The 21,409-nt window shown below is 63.3% G+C and carries 22 protein-coding genes; 9 read left to right on the top strand and 13 right to left on the bottom strand.

Features of this window, described 5'->3' with window-relative positions:
- Positions 1–85: 85 nt before the first annotated feature.
- Positions 86–505, top strand: a complete 420-nt coding sequence (locus tag I6A82_RS07740) for a DUF2147 domain-containing protein (RefSeq protein WP_198094398.1) — start codon at positions 86–88, stop codon at positions 503–505.
- Positions 506–570: 65 nt separating this feature from the next.
- Here the strand turns inward: I6A82_RS07740 and I6A82_RS07735 are convergent, their stop codons facing one another.
- The 6 genes from I6A82_RS07735 to I6A82_RS07710 form a co-directional block, all read right to left on the bottom strand.
- Positions 571–1,266, bottom strand: a complete 696-nt coding sequence (locus tag I6A82_RS07735; protein ID WP_198094397.1) for an aspartate/glutamate racemase family protein — start codon at positions 1,264–1,266, stop codon at positions 571–573.
- Between the two features lie 37 nt (positions 1,267–1,303).
- Positions 1,304–2,758 carry an NAD(P)(+) transhydrogenase (Re/Si-specific) subunit beta gene (locus I6A82_RS07730; RefSeq protein WP_198094396.1) on the bottom strand — a complete coding sequence of 485 codons (1,455 nt, stop codon included), beginning with the start codon at positions 2,756–2,758 and terminating at the stop codon, positions 1,304–1,306.
- Positions 2,758–3,042, bottom strand: a complete 285-nt coding sequence (locus tag I6A82_RS07725; RefSeq protein WP_187335787.1) for an NAD(P) transhydrogenase subunit alpha — start codon at positions 3,040–3,042, stop codon at positions 2,758–2,760. Before I6A82_RS07725 ends, I6A82_RS07730 begins: the two co-directional genes overlap by 1 nt.
- A gap of 213 nt (positions 3,043–3,255) precedes the next feature.
- Positions 3,256–3,855 (bottom strand): fasciclin domain-containing protein, encoded by a 600-nt coding sequence (locus I6A82_RS07720; protein WP_198094395.1) that lies wholly within the window; start codon positions 3,853–3,855, stop codon positions 3,256–3,258.
- Between the two features lie 138 nt (positions 3,856–3,993).
- Positions 3,994–5,130, bottom strand: a complete 1,137-nt coding sequence (locus tag I6A82_RS07715) for a Re/Si-specific NAD(P)(+) transhydrogenase subunit alpha (protein WP_198094394.1) — start codon at positions 5,128–5,130, stop codon at positions 3,994–3,996.
- Positions 5,131–5,139: 9 nt separating this feature from the next.
- The gene (locus I6A82_RS07710) at positions 5,140–5,277 is read right to left on the bottom strand and encodes a hypothetical protein (RefSeq protein ID WP_187335784.1); all 138 of its coding nucleotides are present in this window, start codon (positions 5,275–5,277) and stop codon (positions 5,140–5,142) included.
- A gap of 139 nt (positions 5,278–5,416) precedes the next feature.
- Here I6A82_RS07710 and I6A82_RS07705 point away from each other — a divergent pair, with 139 nt between their 5' ends.
- Positions 5,417–6,880 carry a sigma-54-dependent transcriptional regulator gene (locus tag I6A82_RS07705; RefSeq protein ID WP_198094393.1) on the top strand — a complete coding sequence of 488 codons (1,464 nt, stop codon included), beginning with the start codon at positions 5,417–5,419 and terminating at the stop codon, positions 6,878–6,880.
- A gap of 135 nt (positions 6,881–7,015) precedes the next feature.
- On the opposite strand, the gene I6A82_RS07700 is transcribed toward I6A82_RS07705, so the two are convergent.
- The gene (locus tag I6A82_RS07700; RefSeq protein ID WP_198094392.1) at positions 7,016–7,612 is read right to left on the bottom strand and encodes a hypothetical protein; all 597 of its coding nucleotides are present in this window, start codon (positions 7,610–7,612) and stop codon (positions 7,016–7,018) included.
- 141 nt (positions 7,613–7,753) lie between these two features.
- On the opposite strand from I6A82_RS07700, the gene I6A82_RS07695 reads away from it, so the two are divergent.
- From I6A82_RS07695 to I6A82_RS07675, 5 genes are all read left to right on the top strand, one after another.
- Entirely contained in the window at positions 7,754–7,924 is a 171-nt protein-coding gene (locus tag I6A82_RS07695; RefSeq protein WP_198094391.1) for a hypothetical protein, read from the top strand.
- Between the two features lie 97 nt (positions 7,925–8,021).
- The gene (locus tag I6A82_RS07690) at positions 8,022–9,611 is read left to right on the top strand and encodes an AAA family ATPase (protein ID WP_232343354.1); all 1,590 of its coding nucleotides are present in this window, start codon (positions 8,022–8,024) and stop codon (positions 9,609–9,611) included.
- 1 nt (position 9,612) lies between these two features.
- The gene (locus I6A82_RS07685; RefSeq protein ID WP_198094389.1) at positions 9,613–10,533 is read left to right on the top strand and encodes a DUF4435 domain-containing protein; all 921 of its coding nucleotides are present in this window, start codon (positions 9,613–9,615) and stop codon (positions 10,531–10,533) included.
- Between the two features lie 276 nt (positions 10,534–10,809).
- Positions 10,810–11,724 carry a hypothetical protein gene (locus I6A82_RS07680; protein ID WP_232343347.1) on the top strand — a complete coding sequence of 305 codons (915 nt, stop codon included), beginning with the start codon at positions 10,810–10,812 and terminating at the stop codon, positions 11,722–11,724.
- Positions 11,725–11,836: 112 nt separating this feature from the next.
- Complete coding sequence (locus I6A82_RS07675; protein ID WP_198094388.1) at positions 11,837–12,490, top strand: YceI family protein; 654 nt, start codon at positions 11,837–11,839, stop codon at positions 12,488–12,490.
- A 6-nt stretch (positions 12,491–12,496) separates the two neighbouring features.
- Here I6A82_RS07675 and folP read toward each other — a convergent pair whose 3' ends face one another.
- The 5 genes from folP to glmM form a co-directional block, all read right to left on the bottom strand.
- Positions 12,497–13,576, bottom strand: coding sequence for a dihydropteroate synthase (gene folP, locus I6A82_RS07670; RefSeq protein ID WP_198094387.1), 1,080 nt, complete (start codon positions 13,574–13,576; stop codon positions 12,497–12,499).
- A 181-nt stretch (positions 13,577–13,757) separates the two neighbouring features.
- Positions 13,758–14,897, bottom strand: a complete 1,140-nt coding sequence (locus I6A82_RS07665) for a site-specific DNA-methyltransferase (RefSeq protein WP_187335777.1) — start codon at positions 14,895–14,897, stop codon at positions 13,758–13,760.
- A gap of 373 nt (positions 14,898–15,270) precedes the next feature.
- The gene (locus tag I6A82_RS07660) at positions 15,271–15,882 is read right to left on the bottom strand and encodes a ribonuclease HII (RefSeq protein ID WP_232343346.1); all 612 of its coding nucleotides are present in this window, start codon (positions 15,880–15,882) and stop codon (positions 15,271–15,273) included.
- Complete coding sequence (thiD, locus tag I6A82_RS07655; protein WP_332310945.1) at positions 15,879–16,664, bottom strand: bifunctional hydroxymethylpyrimidine kinase/phosphomethylpyrimidine kinase; 786 nt, start codon at positions 16,662–16,664, stop codon at positions 15,879–15,881. The genes I6A82_RS07660 and thiD overlap by 4 nt, the downstream gene beginning before the upstream one ends.
- Positions 16,661–18,004, bottom strand: a complete 1,344-nt coding sequence (glmM, locus tag I6A82_RS07650) for a phosphoglucosamine mutase (RefSeq protein WP_198094386.1) — start codon at positions 18,002–18,004, stop codon at positions 16,661–16,663. Before glmM ends, thiD begins: the two co-directional genes overlap by 4 nt.
- Before the next feature lie 161 nt (positions 18,005–18,165).
- Between glmM and I6A82_RS07645 the strand changes: the two genes are divergently transcribed.
- Both I6A82_RS07645 and I6A82_RS07640 read left to right on the top strand, forming a co-directional pair.
- On the top strand, positions 18,166–19,596 hold the full coding sequence (locus I6A82_RS07645) for an alanine/glycine:cation symporter family protein (protein WP_198094385.1): 1,431 nt from the start codon (positions 18,166–18,168) through the stop codon (positions 19,594–19,596).
- Complete coding sequence (locus tag I6A82_RS07640; RefSeq protein WP_198094384.1) at positions 19,556–20,557, top strand: aldo/keto reductase; 1,002 nt, start codon at positions 19,556–19,558, stop codon at positions 20,555–20,557. Before I6A82_RS07645 ends, I6A82_RS07640 begins: the two co-directional genes overlap by 41 nt.
- Positions 20,558–20,738: 181 nt before the next feature.
- Here the strand turns inward: I6A82_RS07640 and I6A82_RS07635 are convergent, their stop codons facing one another.
- The gene (locus I6A82_RS07635; RefSeq protein ID WP_198094383.1) at positions 20,739–21,404 is read right to left on the bottom strand and encodes an NnrU family protein; all 666 of its coding nucleotides are present in this window, start codon (positions 21,402–21,404) and stop codon (positions 20,739–20,741) included.
- Positions 21,405–21,409: the final 5 nt, after the last annotated feature.

Raw genomic sequence — 21,409 nt, 5'->3', positions numbered from 1 at the left:
AAACGGCTATCCGTTCGCTCCGTTCAGCCCTAAGACATCGCGCATCCGCAATAATCGCGGAAACAGTCATTAGGAGATTTTGCCCGTGAAACCCATCAAGGCTTTCGCTGCTGCCGCCCTCGTCGCCGTCACAGCGCCGGCATTCGCTGCGCAGCCGGTCACCGGTCGCTGGGTCACCGAAGACAAGGCCGCGGTGGTCGAAATCGCGCCTTGCGGTCAGAAACTGTGCGGAAAGATCGTCAAGTTCCTGAAGACCCCGCCGCGCGGCTTCGATCAGCGCGACATTCACAATCCCGACAAATCGCTGCGCTCGCGCAAGCTTATGGGCTTGCCGGTGCTGACGGGTTTCAGCGAGGACGGCGACGAATGGCGCGGCGAAATCTACGATCCGAAGACCGGCAAGACCTACCGTTCGCTGCTGCAGCGCAAGTCGGCGGGCCAGCTTCAGGTTAAGGGTTGCATCGGGCCGTTCTGCAAGACTCAGACCTGGAACCGCGCAGGCTGAACCACACTCTCCTCTCCCCTACAAAGGGGAAGGAAATCTACGCGGCGCCGCCTGCCCGATCCGGTTCAGTCGGCGCCGAGAATCCAATCCACGCCAGCATCCGCGTGGATCGTTGTGCTGTCGTAGATCGGCAGGATGTTGGCGTTCACATCGACGATCAGATTTAGCTCGGTGCAGCCCAGCACCACCGCCTTGACGCCGGTCTTGTCGATATTGGTGATGAACGTCTTGAGCGTTCGCTCGGCATCGCGGCGGACAATGCCCTTCATCAGCTCATCATAGATGATCCGGTCCAACTCCTCGACCCGGTCCATATCCGGCGGAAGCAGGGAGACGCCGTGCTCGATCAGGCGCTGGCGATACCAGGGTTCGGTCATCACATTGCGCGTGCCGATCAGCGCGGCGCTGGTGACGCCGTCCGCCTTCATCCTGGCGCCCACTGCATCGGCGATGTGCAGCACCGGGATCGAGACGGCATCGACCACCTCGTCATAAACCTTGTGCATGCTGTTGGCCGCGATCAGGATGGCCGTGGCCCCGGCCTGCTCCACCCGCTTGGCGGCGGATGAAATAATCTCCGCCGCTTCCGACCAAGCCGGCTTGTCGGTCGTGCGGATCAAGCCGTTGAAATCAAGACTTTCAATGACCATCGGCGCGGAGAAATCATGGCCACACGCCTGTTGGACCTTGGTGTTGATACGACGATAATAAAGCTCGGTCGAGACCCAGCTCATCCCGCCGATGAGACCAATCTTACGCATTCTGATCTGTGTATCCTAACCCTGAACGCCCGCTTCTTCAGTCGAGCGCCTTCACGATCTCCTCGCACATTTTCTTTGCGTCGGAGAGCAACATCATCGTGTTGTCGCGATAGAAGACTTCGTTGTCCACCCCTGCATAGCCCACGCCGCCCATCGATCGCTTGATGAACAGGACGGTCTTCGCTTTTTCCACATCGAGCACGGGCATACCGTAGATAGGCGAGGTCTTGTCGGTTTTCGCAGCCGGATTGGTAACGTCGTTCGCGCCGATCACGAAGGCGACATCGGCCTGGCTAAATTCGCTGTTGATATCCTCCAGTTCGAACACCTCGTCATAGGGCACGTTCGCTTCGGCGAGCAACACGTTCATATGGCCCGGCATGCGGCCGGCGACGGGATGGATGGCATATTTCACATTCACCCCTTCGGCCTTCAGCATGTCCGCCATTTCGCGCAGCGAATGCTGGGCCTGTGCCACGGCCATGCCGTAACCGGGTACGATGATGACGTTCTCGGCCTGTTTCATCAGGAAGGCGGCATCGTCTGCGCTGCCGCGCTTCCATGGCCGGTCGATCTTCTCGCCGCCGCCGCTGTCTCCGCCGGTTTCCGCGCCGAAGCCGCCCGCAATTACGCTGATGAAGCTTCGGTTCATCGCGCGGCACATGATGTAGCTGAGGATCGCGCCGGAGGAGCCCACCAGCGCGCCGGTGATGATCATCGCGCTGTTGCCGAGCGTGAAGCCCATCGCCGCGGCGGCCCAGCCGGAATAGCTGTTCAGCATCGAAACGACGACCGGCATGTCCGCTCCGCCGATCGGAATGATCAGCAGGAAGCCGATGGCAAAGGCCAGGATGACGATGACAGGGAAATAGAAGCCTTCGCCCGCCCCCATACCCGGTGCCGCTGCATAGAGGCCGACGAGCACGATGATGCCGATCAGCACGCCCAGATTGATGACGTGCCGCGCAGGTAGCAGGATCGGCGATCCGGACATATTGCCGTTCAGCTTCAGGAAGGCGATGACCGAGCCGGAGAAGGTGATTGCGCCGATCGCCGCACCCAGCGCCATTTCGATGCGGCTGACGGACAGAATGGCGCCGTCTGCGCCCATAATTCCAAAACTGGCCGGATTCAGAAACGCAGCGCCCGCAACCAGCACGGCGGCAAGGCCGACTAGGCTGTGGAAAGCGGCCACGAGCTGCGGCATCGCGGTCATGGCGATCCGCCGCGCGGTCACGATGCCGATAACCGCGCCGATCGCGATCGCGATCGCGATCTCCCAGATATCGGCGTTAAAATGGGTCGCGAGCGTCGTTACGACAGCGATGGCCATGCCCGCCATGCCATAGCGATTGCCCGACCGTGCACTGACCGGAGAGCTTAGGCCCCGCAGTGCCAGAATAAAGAAAACCCCGGCGACCAGATAGGCCAGCGCCACCCATGGGTTGACGGAGCCATGCGCGGCGGATGCGGAAACCAGAAGCGCGCTCATTATTTGCGCTCCTTCTTCTTATACATGGCCAGCATGCGCTCGGTGACCGCGAAGCCGCCGAAGATATTGATACTGGCGAGAACGACGGCGGCAAGGCCCAGCCACTTCGCGCCCGGCACGGCGGCGGCTGCGCTCGCGATGAGCGCGCCGACAATGATGACCGAGGAGATTGCATTCGTCACCGCCATGAGCGGCGTATGCAGTGCAGGCGTAACCGACCAGACGACATAATAGCCCACGAAACAGGCCAATATGAAGATTGAGAGGATTGAAATAAAATCCATGACTGCCCCGCTGTATGCTTTCCCTTCATGCCTTGTTGCAAAGCGCGCCGGCGCTGTCGAGCGGCATGTGTCGGCGTGGCCGCCAACTCCGCCCCCATGCCCCCCCCCCCCGTGGCGGGCTGAACCATACTCATAAAAAAAGAGCGCCCGATCCACTGTGGACCATGCGCTCACCAGCGGGCGGGAGGGGGCAACCGCCCGAAGGAGAAGGAACTACATGCGCGGAAGTACCACGCCGTTCACAACATGGATCACGCCGTTGGACTGCATCACGTCGGGCTGCGTGACGGTCGCCGTTCCGCCGCCTACACCGGTCGCGACAATTTCGTTGCCGTTCATGCGGAAGGTGAGCGGCTCACCCTCGACGGTCGTATAGGTGGCGGTGCCGCCGCCTGCGCGGATCTTCGCGGCAATATCGGCTGCGGTAATGCGACCTGGCACCACATGATAGGTAAGCACCTTCTGTAGCTTCGCCTTGTTCGAAGGCATCAGAAGGTTGTCCACCGTACCGGCGGGAAGCGCATCAAATGCGGCATTGGTCGGCGCGAAGACCGTGAACGGACCAGGGCCGGACAGGGTATCGACAAGTCCGGCAGCTTTTACAGCTGCGACAAGCGTGGTGTGCTCGTTGCTGTTGACCGCGTTCTGAATGATATTGCGGGTGGGATACATCGCAGCGCCACCCACCATCACGGTGCTGTTGGCGCTCGCGCTGGCGGTGGTCGACATCCCGTCATCCATCATGCCCATATTCTGGCAACCGGCGAGGGAGGCGGCGAGTGCGGCTGCGGCAATAGCCATGGTCTTTTTCATCAGTATCTCCTGAGCGATTTTGGTTTCAGTCTCGCTCAGAATAACGCCGCTCCACCCCCGCACGGCTCCGCTGAAAATAAATATTTTCGGTCCGCATCAATTACCTAGCCGCGACGTAACAACTAGATGGGCCCGCATTCAGTCAGCGAGCAGTCGCTCACTAACAACCTTGCCGTCTTTGGTAACGCGCACACCCTTCACCAGTTCATCATCGTCCGGGAAAACGGGTGCGTCCGTATCGTCCGCCCAGAAGGCGTTGACGAAATTGTAGAGATTGCGTGCGAACAATGCGGAAGTATCCGCCGCCATCGTCGACGCCATATCCTTGGCGCCCAGAATGGTGACGCCGTGACGCTCCACTGCCTCTCCGGCAACCGCGCCTTCCACATTGCCCCCCTGCTCTGCGGCAAGGTCCACGATGACGCTGCCGGCTCGCATGCTTGCGATCTGTGCATCGTTGATAAGGCGCGGCGCTGCCCGGCCCGGAATGAGCGCGGTAGTGATGACGATATCCTGCTTGGCGATGTGATCGGAAACAAGTTCGGCCTGCGCCTTCTTATATTCCTCGGACATCTCGGTCGCGTAGCCACCGGAGCCTTCCCCCTCGATCCCCTCCACCGATTCGACGAAGATCGGCTTGGCACCGAGCGACTTGATCTGCTCTTTGGTGGCCGAGCGCACATCGGTGGCGCTGACCTGCGCCCCCAGACGCTTGGCCGTTGCAATCGCCTGCAGCCCGGCAACACCGACCCCCATCACGAAAACCCGCGCGGCAGAAACCGTGCCCGCTGCCGTCATCATCATCGGAAAAGCACGGCCATAATGGTGCGCGGCGTCCAGCACCGCCTTGTAGCCGTTGAGGTTCGACTGAGAGGACAGGATATCCATCGACTGCGCGCGGGTAATGCGCGGCATGAACTCCATCGCCAGCGCATCGATATCGGCGCTCGCATAACCATCGATCCGATCGCGATTGCCGAACGGATCGAGCGCGGCGGCCAGCATCACGCCGTCTTTTGCACCCGCCAGATCGGCGGCATCAGGCCCCTGCACCGCAAACACCAGATCGGCGTCCTTCAGGACGGCGGCGCGATCGCCGACTTCCGCCCCGGCTTCGCGATAGGCTTCATCGCTCACCGTCGCGCCCGCACCCGCGCCCTGTTCCACCGCAACGGTGGCGCCCAGCGCTGAGAGCTTCTTCACCGTCTCCGGCACGGCGGCGACCCGCCGTTCTCCGCCTGCGGTTTCCTTCAGAACGGCGATCTTGAAGCCCATGCCCTCGCCTCAGCTGATCAGCAGAATGACGATAACGACGACGACAGCCACAACGGCCATGGCGACCTTCGTCATGCCGATGAAGCGTGAATAGCTCTCCGACGCCTTGTTGATATCGACCTTGGGATGTTCGGTGCCACCAGCCATTATATGCCCTCTTGATCTGGGGTGTTGCGTTTCTTCCTCCCTAGGGCGAAGCGCCGCAAGGCTCAAGCACCCTTGCATTTCGATCGGCCCCGGTCCTGCTTAATCCGGCCTTTACCGCTTTGCTGTACCAGCCTTGGTTATGGGTGTGGACCAGCACAGGGCTTTCGAGGCCATCGAGGAGGGGCGCGTGCGCCTGCTCATGCTTGTGGACGACGAACCGGCACAGCGCCGCCTCGTTTCCGCGATCGCGTCACGTGCCGGCTGGCGCACGGTGTTCGCGCCCGATTCGGAGACCGCGATCGCCATGCTGGGCACGCAAGATGGCATGATGCTGGACGCGATCCTGCTCGACCAATGGGCTCCCGGCTCCGACAGCGCAGAGCTGATCGCCGAACTCAAGGCCCGCCGCCCCGCGCTCCCCATCCTGCTGCTCACCAGTTCAGGCTCCACCGAGGGCGCCGTCGCCGCCATGCGCGCGGGCGCGTCCGACTATCTGATCAAACCCGTCGCCCCCGAACGGCTGATGACCGCGCTCGATCAGGCAGTGGAGAACACCAATCAAGCGGGCGAGCTGCAACCGCTCAGCGAGAAGCTGGGGCAGGAACTCGCCTTCGAGGAGATCATCGGCGCGGCCCCCGCCTTCCGCACAGCGCTCGCCATCGCCGCCAAGGCCGCGCGCAGCCGAGTGCCGGTCTTCATCGAGGGCGAGAGCGGCGTGGGCAAGGAGACGCTGGCCGACGCCATCCACGCCGCCTCCCCGCGCGCCAAGCAGCCGCTGCTCAAGGTCTCCTGCGGATCGATTGCAGAGAACCTGCTCGATTCGGTGCTGTTCGGGCATGAGAAGAACGCCTTCACCGGGGCGTTCGACCGGCGCGTCGGCCTTCTCCAGCAGGCGGACGGCGGCACCATCTTCATCGACGAGATCGACAAGCTGCCCAGCGCCACGCAGGTGCGGCTCGTTCGCCTCGTCACCGACAACGAGATCCAGCCGCTCGGCAGCCCGCACAGCTACCGCATCGACGTGCGCCTCATCACCGCCGCGGACGAGCCGCTGGAGCCGATGCTGGCCGCCGGCACCTTCCGCGAAGACCTGTTCTACCGCATCAACGTGGTGCAGCTCGCCATCCCACCCCTGCGCGAACGCACCGGAGACCTCAGCGCGCTGGCCCGCCACTTCCTCGCCCGCCTCGCCACCCAGCCGGGCCTCCGAAGCCTCGGCATCACCGACGAAGCGCTGGCCCTGCTGCGCGCATATGACTGGCCCGGCAACGTCCGCCAGCTGCAGGACGTGCTCTTCCGCGCCTCCGTGCTGTGCGAGGGCGATGCGCTGACCGCCGCCGAGTTCCCGCTGATCGCCGAGGCGGTGCGCGCCAGCGGCGTCGCCACCGCGCCGCCGACCCAGCATGCCGACGGCATCGGCGTGACGCTGTACGAGGCAGACGGCAACCTTCGCCCGCTCGACGCGATCGAGGCGGACGTCATTCGCCTGGCCATCGGCCACTATCGCGGACGCATGACGGAGGTCGCCCGCCGCCTCGGCATTGGCCGCTCCACGCTCTACCGCAAGCTGGCCGACTTAGGGATCGACAACGCCGCGGCCTGACAGCCGCTCGGGGGCATCGACAACGCCGCGGCCTGACAGCCGCTCGGGGGCATCGACAACGCCGCGGCCTGACCGCCGCTCGGGGGCATCGACAACGCCGCGGCCTGAGCGCGGCCACCGATCCCTCCAAAGCTGTCACGCTTGTCGCCCCGCGCGGCTTTTGCGCAAAACCGTTCGCAAAAAGCCGAGCTCCCGCGCACTCAACGCTTCGCTCCCGTCCGGGCCGACCAGCGCCGGAGCCGCAGCGGCAGACGCCGCCGCCGCCCGATCCACAGAGCGATCCGCCACCCGATCCGACGCCGCAAGCAACCGAAGCAGCAGCCGCGTATCGAACCGCCGCATTTCCCCCAGCCTCCGCCCGCGATGGACCAGCGGCACGCGGTGCCCGTGCACGGCGATGTCGCGCAAAATCTCCTCCGCATCGCCGCACGCCATGGCGATCGCCACATCCCAGGCCTCGGCAAACCCCTCTCCACCGGGGCGCGAACGCAGCGCCAGCGCCGATTGCCGCGACAGCCCGACGGACCGCGCCGCCAGCGTCACGCTCGCCCCGCGCTGCAACGCCGCGATGAAGGCGCGCTGCCGATCCGCCGACCAACCCCCCGCCCGCCGCCGCGCCATCGGCACCGGATCGAACGCGATCGGCGCCGCCACCACCGCTTGCCGCTCCCCCAAAGAGCGCGACCGGGCGGCGGCATGCGGCAGACGATGACGGCGCGGCGTACGGGACATGCCCCGCTTGTTTCACCTTTGTTCCTACGTTGGAAGCGTTGAAAAGCAGGCCGATGCGCGCGCAACTTTCGTGGGGCCGGGAAACATATCGCCCGTTTGCGCTTGAAGGCTTCATCCCAAAGCCCAGCAGAATGGTCTTCCATGAAAAAGACTGGCGTGTCGCTCCTGATCCTGGCCACCGCCGGATCGCTCTCCGCCTGCTCGACGCTGAAAGGCGCCGGCATCGCCGCCGCCTCGGGCGGAGACGTCGCCACCGGAGCAGCCGTAGGCGGCGGCGCAGGCACCGTAGCCGGCACCGTCATCGACCATTGATGAGAAAAGCGCGGGGCCGGTGATGGCTGGCCTCATATTATAAGTTTTGTTGAGCCGTGGCGGTTGACAATCAGGGCAGCTTGACGCCTCAATCTAGTTGCTCGATCAGGCTGCTCCTGAGCCCGAAGTTGTCGTTACTTATAAATCTGCCCCTTCCCATCGGCGCCTTGATAAAGGCTCTTGCTCAGACACCCCGATCGAGCATAGCAACAATACCCAATTGAACGCCAATCATAGTTCCTCTGTGAATGCCGCTCTCGACCTGAGGATTAGGATGCAAAAGCCTAGTAAGTTTGAAATTAAGGGACTGTTCGGCAATCGCGACATTACGCTGCCGATTGACAGAAACGCGCTGATCCTCGTTGGTCCGAACGGCATTGGCAAAAGCAGCGTTACAAACATCTTCTATTTCTTTGTTTCCCGACAATGGTCCCGCTTAGCAGAGTACGACTTTTCCGAGGTCGCGCTCTGGTTTGGTGACACCGAGATTCGCGCAGCGCGAGCAGACATCACCGGGCTTTCGCAACTTGACCGAGTGCTCCGAGAGTTTCCCCCATCCTCGCGGATGTCAGTCTACGTGGACAAGCTCCGTGCGGAAGGCCTATTAGAAGAGTTCGTTTCTTCAAGAAAGATGGGGCCGCGCATACGTGAAAAGTTCGCAGAGTCCCTAGCGATCTCCAGGGAAGAGGTCCGACATCTTCAGATGTCGATATTCCGCCGATTCACGAGCTATGAGGATGACGACCTGTTTTCCGCTCCTCGCGTCAATCTTGAACGAGAGCTCACGGCTAAGTTGCCCGGAAGAACTCTATATCTTCCGACCTATAGAAGAATTGAGAAAGATCTGAAGGAGATCATGCCCGATCTTGAGGACCGCCTTCGGTCCGCAGGACGACCATTTAGCTTTACAAGATCTGCAAAGCATTATGTTGACCTGGTCAGCTTTGGCATGGAAGACGTCCGATCGAATATTGACCTCAAGAGCAGATTTTTGCGCGATTACTCACTGTCACAGTTCAACGATCTATCGGGCCTTTACCTAAGAGATGTAATCAAGGGAACAGCCGATCAGTACTCGCCAGCGCAAATTGCCGGACTGGATGAAGACGGTTTATCGGTCATACTAGGAAGAGTCAGTGAACAGGTTCTTTCCACAGAAGAGAAGGATCTTCTCCGCGCAAAGATATTGAGCATGAAAGGCAAGAGACGCGCTGAAATGGAAGTAAATGACCTTTATCTGGCGCATTACTTCACTAGGTTAATGAGTGCCAGTGCAGACATATCCCGACAGGAGGCGGAGGTTTCTGCATTCGTCGAAGTCTGTAATGCCTATTTGAAGCCGGGAAAGGCCATGATCTATGATGATACAAAGTTCACCGTAACCATCGTTGATGATGGGGGCAGACCAATTGATTTAAGCATGCTTTCGTCAGGTGAAAAGCAGGTAGTATCTCTATTCTCTCACCTGTATTTAGATGATGCCGAAGATCAGATTGTAATCATAGATGAACCAGAGCTATCCCTTTCAGTCCCTTGGCAAAAGAGATTCCTCACTGACATTCTGGAATCTGCACACTGCAGTTTTATATTGTCAGTTACGCACAGTCCATTTATTTACCAGAATCATCTAAAGTCTGCAGCTGTCGATTTGCGCCGTCGAACGGTAAATTCACCTAAGGCAGTCTGACATGGACGATTATGCGGTTTATCTCGCCGAGGAGGCGAAGTCCGACATCGTTGCACTCCACCAGTTTCGGATCCTTTTTGATCCCTCTCAGGAGTCTTATCATTTCTTCTTTGAAGGAGAAGAAGATAGCCTTTTCTACATGCCGGAGGCGCGCCGCCATACTGGCACGAAACCTCTCCATATTTACGACTGTGGCGGCAAGCGAAATGTGATCGAAGTTCGCGACACGATTGTCGCCGACGGATACGATATAGCCGGATGCCTTTTTTTCGTGGATCGCGACTACGATGACTTCTTAGGCTCGCAGGTTGTCATTGATGATGCAACCTATATAACAGATGGCTACTCCATCGAAAACGACATCTCCTCGTGGGAAGCTGCGAAAATTCTGTTGACGGATGTGGTTCGAATTTCAGTCGCTGACCCAGAGTTCGCAAGAATTGAAATCGCATTCAAGAGTGCTTTCTCAGGTTTTTATACTGAACTTCGACCCCTAACTGGCTGGATATTGGCATCAAAAGATGCCAGACTTTCTCCGAATTTAAATAATACTGTGGGCCTAAGAGGTATTGTAGAGATGTCCGGGACGGTTCCGTCAGTGACGAAAGAAGGGTTCGCGCGGTTTAAGCGCGCAGTGGTTGTTAATGGTCGCTTGCCCCCCCTAGCTTCCATCTTGAAATGGACACGCGCTCTCAACACGGATGAGCCAAAGCTCTGGGTTCGCGGCAAATACGAAATCTGGTTCTTTCAGGCAATTCTGTTAGCTGTTTTGGGAGAAGCGAACGTCAGAAGAAAGCAGTCTGGCGGACGCGCAATACGCATACCAAGTTCGCTTAGGGATGGAAGAATTTTTGAATTATTGGGTGGACGCGCCCCACCAACTCCTTCTTTACAACAGTTTTACCGATCTCGGCTACATTAAAACATTCCGCACAGCCCGTTTTAACGAACACATCTGCGCGAGCTTCAAGGGTTTATTGAGACAGTTTAAGATCCGAGCTTTGCGCATCAGCTCTATTTCCGTTACTGCAAAGTCCGGGTTGCTGGCAGCTTCAAAATTTTTGCTACCCGAGACCTGCCAATCTGGTCAAAGCTCACAAGCTGCCGCCCACCCCCCATTGCCTCCTTCCCCCCACGCGCCTATCACGCGCCATGTCATTGCGTGGGGGCGCGGTTGTTTGTTGTTGATCGAGGCTCTTTGACCCAGTTCCTCCCCGCCGAAACGCCGCCCACCCGTGAAGCGTCCTTCGCCGATGCGGCGTCTTCCTCCCCCCATGCCTCCACCCTCGCCGCATTCGATATGCCGCCGGAGCCGTCCTGGATGGACCGACTGCGCGGGCGGTTCGGGGAGCGGGCGGGCGGCATCGCGCTCACGCTGCTGATCGAAGGGCTGCTGGTGCTGGCGCTGCTCACCTTCGGCCCGCGCGTCATGGAGCCGCAGCGCAAGGTGGCGGACATGACCACCGTGCTCGATATCGCCGCTCCGCCCGCGCCCGAGCCGGAGAGCCCCGCGCCCGAAACCGCAGCGGACGAGCCGCTGGCCGATCCCGACGCCGCGCCCCCGCCCAGCGAGCCTGCCCCTGCCCGGCCCGCGCCTCCGGTTCCGCCCAGCAAGGCCGCGCCGCCGTCCGCGGTCACGCCGCCGCAGGTGCAGGTGACGAAGGCGCCCGCGATGATCACGCTATCGCCCAACCAGATGGCGGCGGCGGATCTGAACAACATGCCGTCAAAGCCCGCGCCCTCCGCCTCGGCCGCGCCCAAGCCGATGATGGGGCCGGTCGGCGGCCCGCGGCGCGGCGATACCGAGCGGGTGGGCACCGCCAAGAACGGCCAGCCGCTCTACGCCGCCGCCTGGTACCGCGAGCCGACCGATGCGGAGCTGAAGGGTTATCTCTCAACCGTAGCGGAGCCGGGCTGGGCGACGATCGAGTGCCGTACGGTGGCGAATTTCCGGGTGGAGGACTGCACCGGGCTGGACCAGTCGCCCGCGCGATCGAACATCATGCAGGCCGTACTCGCCGCCGCCTGGCAATTCCGCGTGCGCCCCCCGCGCGTGGGCGGGCAGAGCCAGGTGGGCGCCTGGGTCCGCATCCGGATCATCTATTCCCAGTGAGGCCGCATTCCCGGTGAAGGAGGCGGGGGCGGCGGGACGTGCGCGATCCCTTGCCTAACCATCGCAAGCACGCCACTATCGCGGCGCATTATCAACCGGAGCTTTCGTCCCCATGCGCCTTATTCACGCCGCCGCCATTGCTTTGCTTTCCACCACCGCCGTTGCCGCGCATGATCCGGCGCAGCATCAGGCCACCCCGCCGGGAACGCCGGATGTTTCCGCCATCAGCGGCGGGCATTATGAGGCGGACCCGGCGCATACGCTGGTGGTCTGGACGCTCGATCATATGGGGATTTCGCCCTATACCGGCATCTTCGGCGATGTGACGGGCATGCTGATGTTCGATCCGAAGAATCCGTCTGCCGCCTCCGTCGATGTGACCATCCCGATTGCGAAGGTCGTCACCGCCAGCCAGGGGCTGACCGACCATCTGTTGCGTGCGGGCAAGGACGGCGCGCAGCCCGATTTCTTCGGCGCGAACCCGATGGACGCCCGCTTCGTCTCCACCGCAGTGAAGGTGGAGCGCCAGAGCGCGACCATCACCGGCAATCTGACGCTGAACGGCATCACCAAACCGGTGACGCTGAACGCGCGCTTTTACGGCGCGGGCCAGTTGCCCGAGCAGATGGGCGGCGGCGAGGCGCTGGGCTTCAGCGGCACGGGATCGATCAAGCGCAGCGATTTCGGCCTGGGCTACGGCATTCCGATGGTCGGCGACAATGTGGACCTGCAGATCGAGGCCGCGTTCATGAAGAAGGCAGGCTGACCCGCCTCACGCCCGCGCGGTGAGGGCTGCGTCCCGCAGGCCCCGCCAGACGCGGGCGGCCTGCACCGTTTCGGGGACGTCGTGAACGCGCACGATCTGCGCGCCGGCCTCGATCGCCTTCGTCGTCAGGAACAGCGATCCGCCGAGGCGCCTGTCCGCGGGCGCCTCGTTGGAGAGCGCGCCGATCATGCGCTTGCGGCTGGCGCCCACCAATAGCGGGCAGCCGAGGCCGTGATAAAGGCTCAGGTTGTTGAGGAGCGCGGCGTTGTCCGCCACCGATTTGCCGAAGCCCAAGCCCGGATCGACGATCAGGCGTGCGCGGTCGATCCCCGCCTCCACCAGCGCGGCGATGCGGCGTTCCAGCCAGTCATAGACGTCCAGCGCCGCGTCGACATAGGCCGCACCCTCATGCGGGTTCGCGCCCTGGCTGGGCGCGTGCATGATGCAGATCGGCACGCTGCTCGCCTTCGCCACCTCCAGCGCGCGCGGATCGTGCAGCAGCGCGGACACATCGTTGATCAGATGTGCCCCGGCGGCCAGCGCAGCCTCCATCACCGCGGCCTTGCGCGTGTCGATCGACACCGGCGTGCCGGAGCGCGCGAGCCGTTCCACCACCGGACGGACGCGCTCGATCTCGTCGCCTTCCCACACGGTGGGCGCGCCGGGGCGGGTGGATTCCCCGCCGACATCGACCAGCGAAGCTCCGGCTTGCGCCATGGCCACCCCCGCTTCCGCCGCGGCGGCGGGATCGTCGGTGAAGCGCCCGCCATCGGAAAAGCTGTCGGGCGTCATGTTGAGGATGCCCATGACATGCGGCTGATCGAGCCGCAGCACGCGATCGCCCAGCGTCAGGGCAGCACGTGGGCCGGTGAGGTTGCGCCAGATGGTGCGCGCGCGGGCCTGGCGGTCACCGGACAGCGCGTCGATCTGCGCGGGCACATCGGCGGCGGCGACCATGCGGCGCGTGCCGTCCTCGATCCATTCGACCGCGCCGAACCACAGCATCGTCCCCGCCAGCCGCTCGCCTGCCCCGTCATGGCGCTGCGGGCTGTCGATGAAAGCAGTGGGGCGAAGATAGAGGGTCATGGGCGGCCTTTTGGGAATGCAGGTTTTGGTTGCGCCCTACGTCATTGCGAGCCGAAGGCGAAGCAATCCAGGGCCATTGTAGCGCTGCATCCGCACTGGATTGCCGCGTCGCTACGCTCCTCGCAATTATGGGGGGTAGTCCACGGCCCACCCCCGGCCCCTCCCGCAAGCGGCAGGTGGGTTAGGCCTCGGTCGCCAGCAGATAGGTCTGACGCAGGGCGTCGACCGGCTTCAGCGCGCCGTCTTCGGCCTCGTAATGCCAGAAGGTCCAGCCATTGCAGCTCGGCGCGCCTTGCAGCACCGCGCCCATTTTGTGCAGGCTCGCGGTTTCGCCCGCATTCTCCAGCGATCCGTCCGCGCGCACCGTGGCGGTGAGCTTGCGCTTCTTGCACCACAGCTTCGCGCCGGGCGCGAGATAGCCGGTTTCCACCAGCGTGCCGAAGGGCACCTTGGGCTGCTGGCGCGGGCTCTGCATGGTCTTGAGCGCGCTTTCATCCAGCGGCAGCGCCGCCTCGATGCGTTCCAGCGCGACTTCGCAATAGCCGTCCTCCCGCTCGATGCCGATCCACTGGCGGCCCAGCCGCTTGGCGACCGCGCCGGTGGTGCCGGTGCCGAAGAAGGGATCGAGCACGATGTCACCGGGATTGGTGGTGGCGAGCAGCAGACGATAGAGCAGCGCTTCGGGCTTTTGCGTCGGGTGTGCCTTGTGCCCGTCCTTCTTGAGCCGCTCCTGCCCGCCGCAGATCGGGAAGCTCCAATCGCTGCGCATCTGAAGCTCATCATTCAGCGTCTTCATCGCGCGGTAGTTGAAGGTGTACTTCGCCTTTTCCGAATGCGCCGCCCAAATCAGCGTCTCATGCGCGTTGGTGAAGCGGGTGCCGCGGAAATTCGGCATGGGATTGGACTTGCGCCAGACGATATCGTTCAGGATCCAGTAGCCCAGATCCTGCACCGCCGCGCCCACGCGGAAGATGTTGTGATAGCTGCCGATCACCCAGAGCGATCCGGACGGCTTCAGAATGCGGCGTGCCTCGGCCAGCCAGGCGCGCGTGAAGGCGTCATAGGCGGCGAAGGTATCGAACTTGTCCCAGTCATCCGTCACGGCATCGACATGGCTGCCATCCGGACGGTGCAGATCGCCGCCGAGCTGGAGGTTATACGGCGGATCCGCGAACACCATGTCCACGCAGGCATCGGGCAGCGCGCGCATCGCCTCGATACAGTCGCCGCGCAGGATTTCCCCCAGCGGCAGCACCGCCGGAGGCGCGATATTCGTCTTCTTGCGTGACGGCGCACGCGCGATGGTTTCGATGACCCCCATCGATCTCCCTTCCCTGTTTCGGCCCCCAGACTGAGTCCGACGGCGCGCTAGGTCAAGCGGCTTAACCCTGCGCTGGAAGCGTGAAACGATGGTTAACGGAGCGGGAACGAAATGAGTCCCCCACGACATATGGGGCCTGTGGATAGCTTGTGGGTATAGATATGGGGTGTGGCCAAAAAGACTCGGCTGTTCCTAAAACCTTCTCCCTCGAGGGGAGAAGGATACGGAGCCTTACCAGCTTGCTGGTTAGGCGGCGTTGGAGGAGGGTGGAGCCCAGCGGCGCCGACGTTAACGCGCATCCGCCCCGCCCCCACCGCCGCGACTAGGCAGCAAGCTCCCAAGTCTCGCTCCTCCCCCCTCAAGGGGAGGGGGTTTAGATCAGCAGAAGCTGCGCCACCGGAGCAAAACTGCGGCGGTGCAGCGGGCTGGGGCCATGTTCGCGCAGGGCCGCGAGATGCGCGGCGGTGCCGTAGCCCTTGTTCCGGTCCCACGCATAATGCGGCCAGGTTTCGGCGGCCTCCAGCATCAGCGCGTCGCGATGCTCCTTGGCGATGATCGAGGCGGCGGAGATGCAGCGTTCCAGCCGATCCCCGCCCACTACGGCGCGGGCGGGCCAGCGCCATTCCGCGCGGCGCCCTGCGGGGGTAAGATTGCCGTCCACCAGCACTTCCGCCGGATCGCAGCCATGCCGTTCGCACATCGCCTCGACCGCGCGGGCCATGGCGAGCATGGTCGCCTGAAAGATGTTGAGCGCGTCGATTTCCTCCACGCTGGCGATGCCGATGCCCCACTGGCAGCGCTCTTGAATGCGCGAAGCGAGCTGTGCGCGCCGGGCTGCGCTCAGCACCTTGCTGTCGGCAAGGCCGCGGATTTCCTTGCCGCACAGGATGACGGCGGCGGCCACCACCGGGCCGGCGAGCGGTCCGCGCCCCGCCTCGTCCACGCCTGCTACGGAAGCGGGTGCAATGGAAGAAGGGGCATTCAAAGCTCTTCTACTTTCACCGCCTGCTGCCCCATCGGCCCGTTATCGGCCACAAAGTCGGGCGCGGCGCGAAGGCTTGCGCGCACGAAGGCGCGGGCTCGGGCGATCGCATCGGGCAGCGCCCTGCCCTCCCCCAGCCCGGCGGCAATGGCGCTGGCGAGCGTGCAGCCGGTGCCGTGATCATGCGGCGTATCGATGCGCGCATCGGTCCAGCGGGTTTCGGTGCCGTCCGCGGCGATCAGCCGATCGGTGATCTCGGCGCCCTCGGCATGCCCGCCCTTCACCAGGAGAGCGGTGCCATGGCGGAGGATCGCATCCTCCCCGCCTAGCGCGGCCAGTTCTGGCAGGTTCGGCGTCACCAAGGTAGCGACGTCCATCAACGATCCGAACGCGGCAATAGTGGCCTCGTCCGCCAGCACCGAACCGCTGCTGGCGACCATCACGGGATCGAGCACGATGGAAATGCTTTCGCCTAAGCCGGTTAGCATCTCCGCCACCGCCTGCGCCGTTTCCGCGCTGCCGATCATACCGATCTTCACCGCGTCCACACCAATATCACTCACGCAGGCCTCGATCTGATCGAGCACCATTTGCGTCGGCACGGGGTGCACGCCGTGAACGCCGCGCGAATTCTGCGCGGTGATCGCGGTGATCGCCGTCATCGCGTGGCCGCCGAACATGGTGACGGTCTTGATATCCGCTTGAACGCCCGCGCCGCCGGAGCTGTCCGAACCGGCGATAATCAGGATCCGCGCCGGGCGGCCGAAGCTTTGCAGATCCTTCACGCCGCGGCCTGCACCGCCTCGCAGATGCGGTCCACCACCGCTTCGACCTGCGCTTCGTCATCGCCTTCCGCCATCACGCGGATCAGCGGTTCGGTGCCCGATTTGCGGATGACGAGGCGGCCCTTGCCGCTCAGCTCGCCTTCCGCATCGGCGATGCACTGCTGCACGGCCTTGTCCTCCAGCGGCTTCGCGTCCGCGCCGTAGCGCACATTCTTGAGGAGCTGGGGCACCCGTTCGAACAGGTGCAGCAGCTCGCTCGCCGGTTTGCCGCTGTTCACCAGTTCGGCCAGCACCTGCAGCGCGGCGATGGTGCCGTCGCCCGTCGTCGCATGATCGAGCATGATCATATGGCCGGACTGTTCGCCGCCGACATTCATGCCCTTGCGCCGCATCATTTCCAGCACATGGCGATCGCCCACCTTGGCACGATGCAGCTCCAGCCCCTCGCTTGCAAGGAAGCGTTCAAGGCCCAGATTGCTCATCACCGTGGCGACGATGCCGTCCCCGCGCAGCAGGCCGTTGCGACTCCAGCTGCGGCCGATCAGCGCCATGATCTGGTCGCCATCGACCTGCTGGCCCTTCTCGTCGACCACGATCAGCCGGTCCGCATCACCGTCCAGCGCGATGCCGATGTCCGCCCCGGCGGCAACCACCGTGCTCTGGAGCGTCTCGATATGGGTGGAGCCGCAGGCATCGTTGATGTTCTTGCCGTTGGGATCGACACCGATGGTGGTGACCTTCGCGCCAAGTTCCCAGAAGGCGGACGGGGCCACCTGATAGGCTGCGCCGTTCGCGCAATCGACCACGATATGCAGTCCGTCCAGGCGCACATCCTGCGGGAAGGAGGACTTGACCGCATGGATATACCGTCCGCGCGCATCCTCCACGCGGCGCGCCCGGCCGATTTCGGTGGCATCGGCGAGCGAGATGTCATTCGACGCCAAGAGCGCCTCGATCGCGGCCTCATCCTCGTCCGAAAGCTTGAAGCCGTCGGGACCGAAAAGCTTGATGCCATTATCGACATAGGGGTTGTGACTGGCGGAGATCATCACGCCCAGATCCGCGCGCATCGCCTGCGTCAGCATGGCGACGGCGGGCGTCGGGATCGGCCCGAACTGCACCACGTTCATGCCTACGCTGGTAAATCCCGCGACGAGCGCGTTTTCCATCATATAGCCGGACAGGCGCGTGTCCTTGCCGATCACCACGCGGTGCTTGTGGTCCCCGCGCAAGAAGTGGGTGCCAGCGGCCTGGCCCACCTTCATCGCGATTTCCGGCGTCATCGGCGCGCTGTTGGCGCGGCCACGGATGCCGTCGGTGCCGAAATAACTGCCTGGCATAAACTCTCCCTTGGCTGGTCGGCGCGCTCTTACCCTCACGCCGCCGGAATTGCGAGAGGGCTTGCCCAACCCACGCTTTACCCGCCCTCAAGCAGCGCTGCTTGGACTTGGGCGCAACCGCGCCTATCACCACCGGTTCAGCAGGGAGCCGAAGACAGCGCATGATCCAATATCTCAACCAGGGCATCAACGGCCTGTCGGACATCGTGTTCACGCAGGTTTCGCTCTTCGGCATCTCGATCGAGATCGTGGTGCTGTGGCTGGCGGTGCCGATGTTGTTCTTCACCGCCTATCTCGGCTTCGTGAACCTGCGCCACCTGGGCACCGGGTTCGCGATCATCCGGGGACGGCTGGGCGCGCCGGACGAGCCCGGGCAGATCAGCCAGTTCTCCGCGCTCACCACCGCGCTGTCCGCCACCGTGGGCCTCGGCAATATCGCAGGCGTCGCCATAGCTTTGACGGTGGGCGGCCCCGGCGCGGTGTTCTGGATGTTCTGCATCGGCTGGTTCGCCATGACGCTGAAATGCGCCGAAGTGACGCTGGGCCTCATCTACCGCGAGGTGGATGCGAACGGAGAGGTGCGCGGCGGGCCGATGTATTCGATGAAGAACGGGCTGAAGGGCCGCGGCTGGGGCAAGACCGGCCTTGTCATGGGCGGCGTCTACGCGGTCTGCGCGCTGATGGGCGCGATCCCGCTCATTCAGGTGAACCAGAGCTTCGTGGCGGTGGCCGACGTTTTCGGTTTCGCGCAGACCGACGGCAACGCCTGGATCTACGGCATTATCATGGCCGCGATGGTGGGCCTGGTGGTGGCTGGCGGCGTCGGCTGGCTCAGCCGCGTCACCTCGCTCGTGGTGCCGGCCATGGGCGGCGTCTATCTGCTCGGCGTCTTCGCGATCCTGATCATGGGATATGAGCGCATCCCCGAAGCGCTGGCGCTGATCGTCGGCGATGCCTTTACCGGGCAGGCCGCGGCAGGCGGCGCCATCGGCGCGTTCGTCATCGGCATGCGCCGCGCGGTCTATTCGTCGGAGGCCGGCATCGGCAGCGCGGTGATGGCGCACGCACAGGCCCGCACGAAGGAGCCCGCGTCCGAAGGCCTGGTGGCGCTGATCGAACCGTTCATCGACACCGTGGTCATCTGCTCGCTCGGCGCGCTCGCCATGGTGGTGGCGGGCACCTACACGCAGGATCTGGAAGGCATTCAGGTGACCGTCGCCGCCTTTGCCACCGTCGCGCCCTGGCTGGTCTATCTGCTCGCGGTCGCGGTGTTCCTGTTCGGCTATTCCACGCTCTGCTCCTGGGGTTTCTACGGGCAGCAGGCCTGGGGATATCTGTTCGGCCATTCCGCCGCAGCGCGGCGCATCTACAAGTTCATCTACATCGCCGCACTGCCCGTCGGCGCGGTGCTGGACCTGGGGCAAGTGGTGAAGCTGATCGACAGCGCGTTCATTCTGATGGCCCTTCCGAACATTCTTGCGTTGTATCTGTTCGCACCAGAAATCAGGCGTGAGGTGAAAGGCTATCTCGCGCGCAGGAAAGGACAGCATCATGAAGACGCGCACGCTCGGACCGCAGAACAACCCGCTTGAGGTGTCCGCCCTCGGCCTCGGCTGCATGCCGATGGCGGGCGTGGGACGGAACATGTATGGCGAGGCGGACCGCAAGGAGAGCTTCGCCACGATCGACCGCGCGATCGAGCTGGGCGTAACCTTCTTCGACACGGCGGAAGTCTACGGTCCCTACAAGAACGAAGAACTGCTGGGCGAGGCAATCCGGGGGCGGCGCGAGCGGCTGGTGATCGCCACCAAATTCGGGTTCGATATTCAGGACGGTGAGACCAAGGGCACCGATAGCCGCCCCGAAAATGTGCGGGCCGCGTGCGAAGGCTGCCTGAAGCGCCTCGGTATCGAGACGATCGACCTGTTCTACCAGCACCGCGTCGATCCCAATGTGCCGATCGAGGATACGGTGGGCGCGATGGCGCGGCTGATTGAAGAGGGCAAGGTTCGCCATCTCGGCCTGTCCGAAGCGGGCGCGGACACCATCCGCCGCGCGCACGCCACGCACCCGATCACCGCGCTGCAAAGCGAATATTCGCTGTGGGAGCGCACGATCGAGGAGGAAATCCTGCCGCTGGTCCAGGACCTCGGCATCGGGTTCGTACCCTACAGCCCGCTCGGGCGCGGTTTCCTGACGGGCCAGATCAAGCGGTTCGAGGATTTGCCGGAGGGCGATTATCGCCGCAACGATCCGCGCTATCAGGGCGAGAATTTTCAGAAGAACCTGGAGATGGTCGAGGTGGTTGAAACAGTGGCGCGCCGCCACAAGCGCTCCGCCGCGCAGGTCGCGCTGGCCTGGCTTCTGCATCAGGGTGATTTCATCGTGCCGATCCCGGGCTCGAAACGCCGTGCCACGCTGGAGGATTCGATGGCCGCCGCTGAGCTCAAGCTGACGCGCGAGGATCTGGACGACCTCGACGCCGCCGCCCCCGTCGGCGGCACCGCCGGCCCGCGCTATGGCGAGCGGATGATGAGCATGGTGCGGCGGTAACGCTCACCCCAAAAATCCGTGAGCCCTGAGCCTGTCGAAGGGCGTCTGTCCGGATAGCACGACCGTGTCGGAGAAGCGTCCTTCGACAAGCTCAGGACTACGGGATTGGATAGGCCCGGGCGCTCCAAAAAAATGGCCATCCGACAGGCTCAGGGCTGGCGGAAACGGGCGGCGGGCGGGCTCATACCCACCGAAAAACCCCCGCGCCCATGATCCCGAACCAGCGATGGCCGTACATCGCCAGCAGCCATAGCAGCGTGCCGCCGATCAGCGCCGTCGCGCCGGGCATCGCGAAACCACGCGCAAAGGGGAAGTAGCTCGTGCGCGCGACCCAGCCGCGCCAGGCCTCGCCCAGCAGCCGCTTTTTCTTGCCGTCCTGCAGCGCCGAGCCGACGAGCGCGAGAATGATGATCGCGCCGTTCAGCACGAAGTTCGCGGGCCGCGGCGCGATCAGGATGTGGACGATCCCCCACAAGGCGATGCCCCACATCATCGGGTGGCGCGTGATGGCGAAGACGCCCTTGGGCCCCCGCGCCCCCGCCTCGCCTGCGATCACATAGGGGAAAGCCGGATTGCCGAGCAGCGAGCCGACGAACAGCACCGATCCGAACCACATCAGCACGGTCGCGACCGCCCAGAGCGGATCGCCCACCGCCCACGCCGCCTCGCCCGGCGGCACGGCATTATAGGCCTGGATCATCCAGATCAGCGTGACGATCGAGACCGCCGAATAGGCGCCGAGGAAGAAGAAGTTGCCGAGCAGCCGCACCATCGGCGCGCGCAGCGGATGGCTCATCAGGAAATGGGTGCCGACGAAGGCGATGGCGGCGATGAGGAGCGTGGTCATTGTGG

The sequence above is a fragment of the Novosphingopyxis sp. YJ-S2-01 genome (assembly GCF_016093175.1).
Classification (GTDB): Bacteria; Pseudomonadota; Alphaproteobacteria; order Sphingomonadales; family Sphingomonadaceae; genus Novosphingopyxis; species Novosphingopyxis iocasae.
This window is presented reverse-complemented; position numbering and strand designations above follow the sequence as displayed.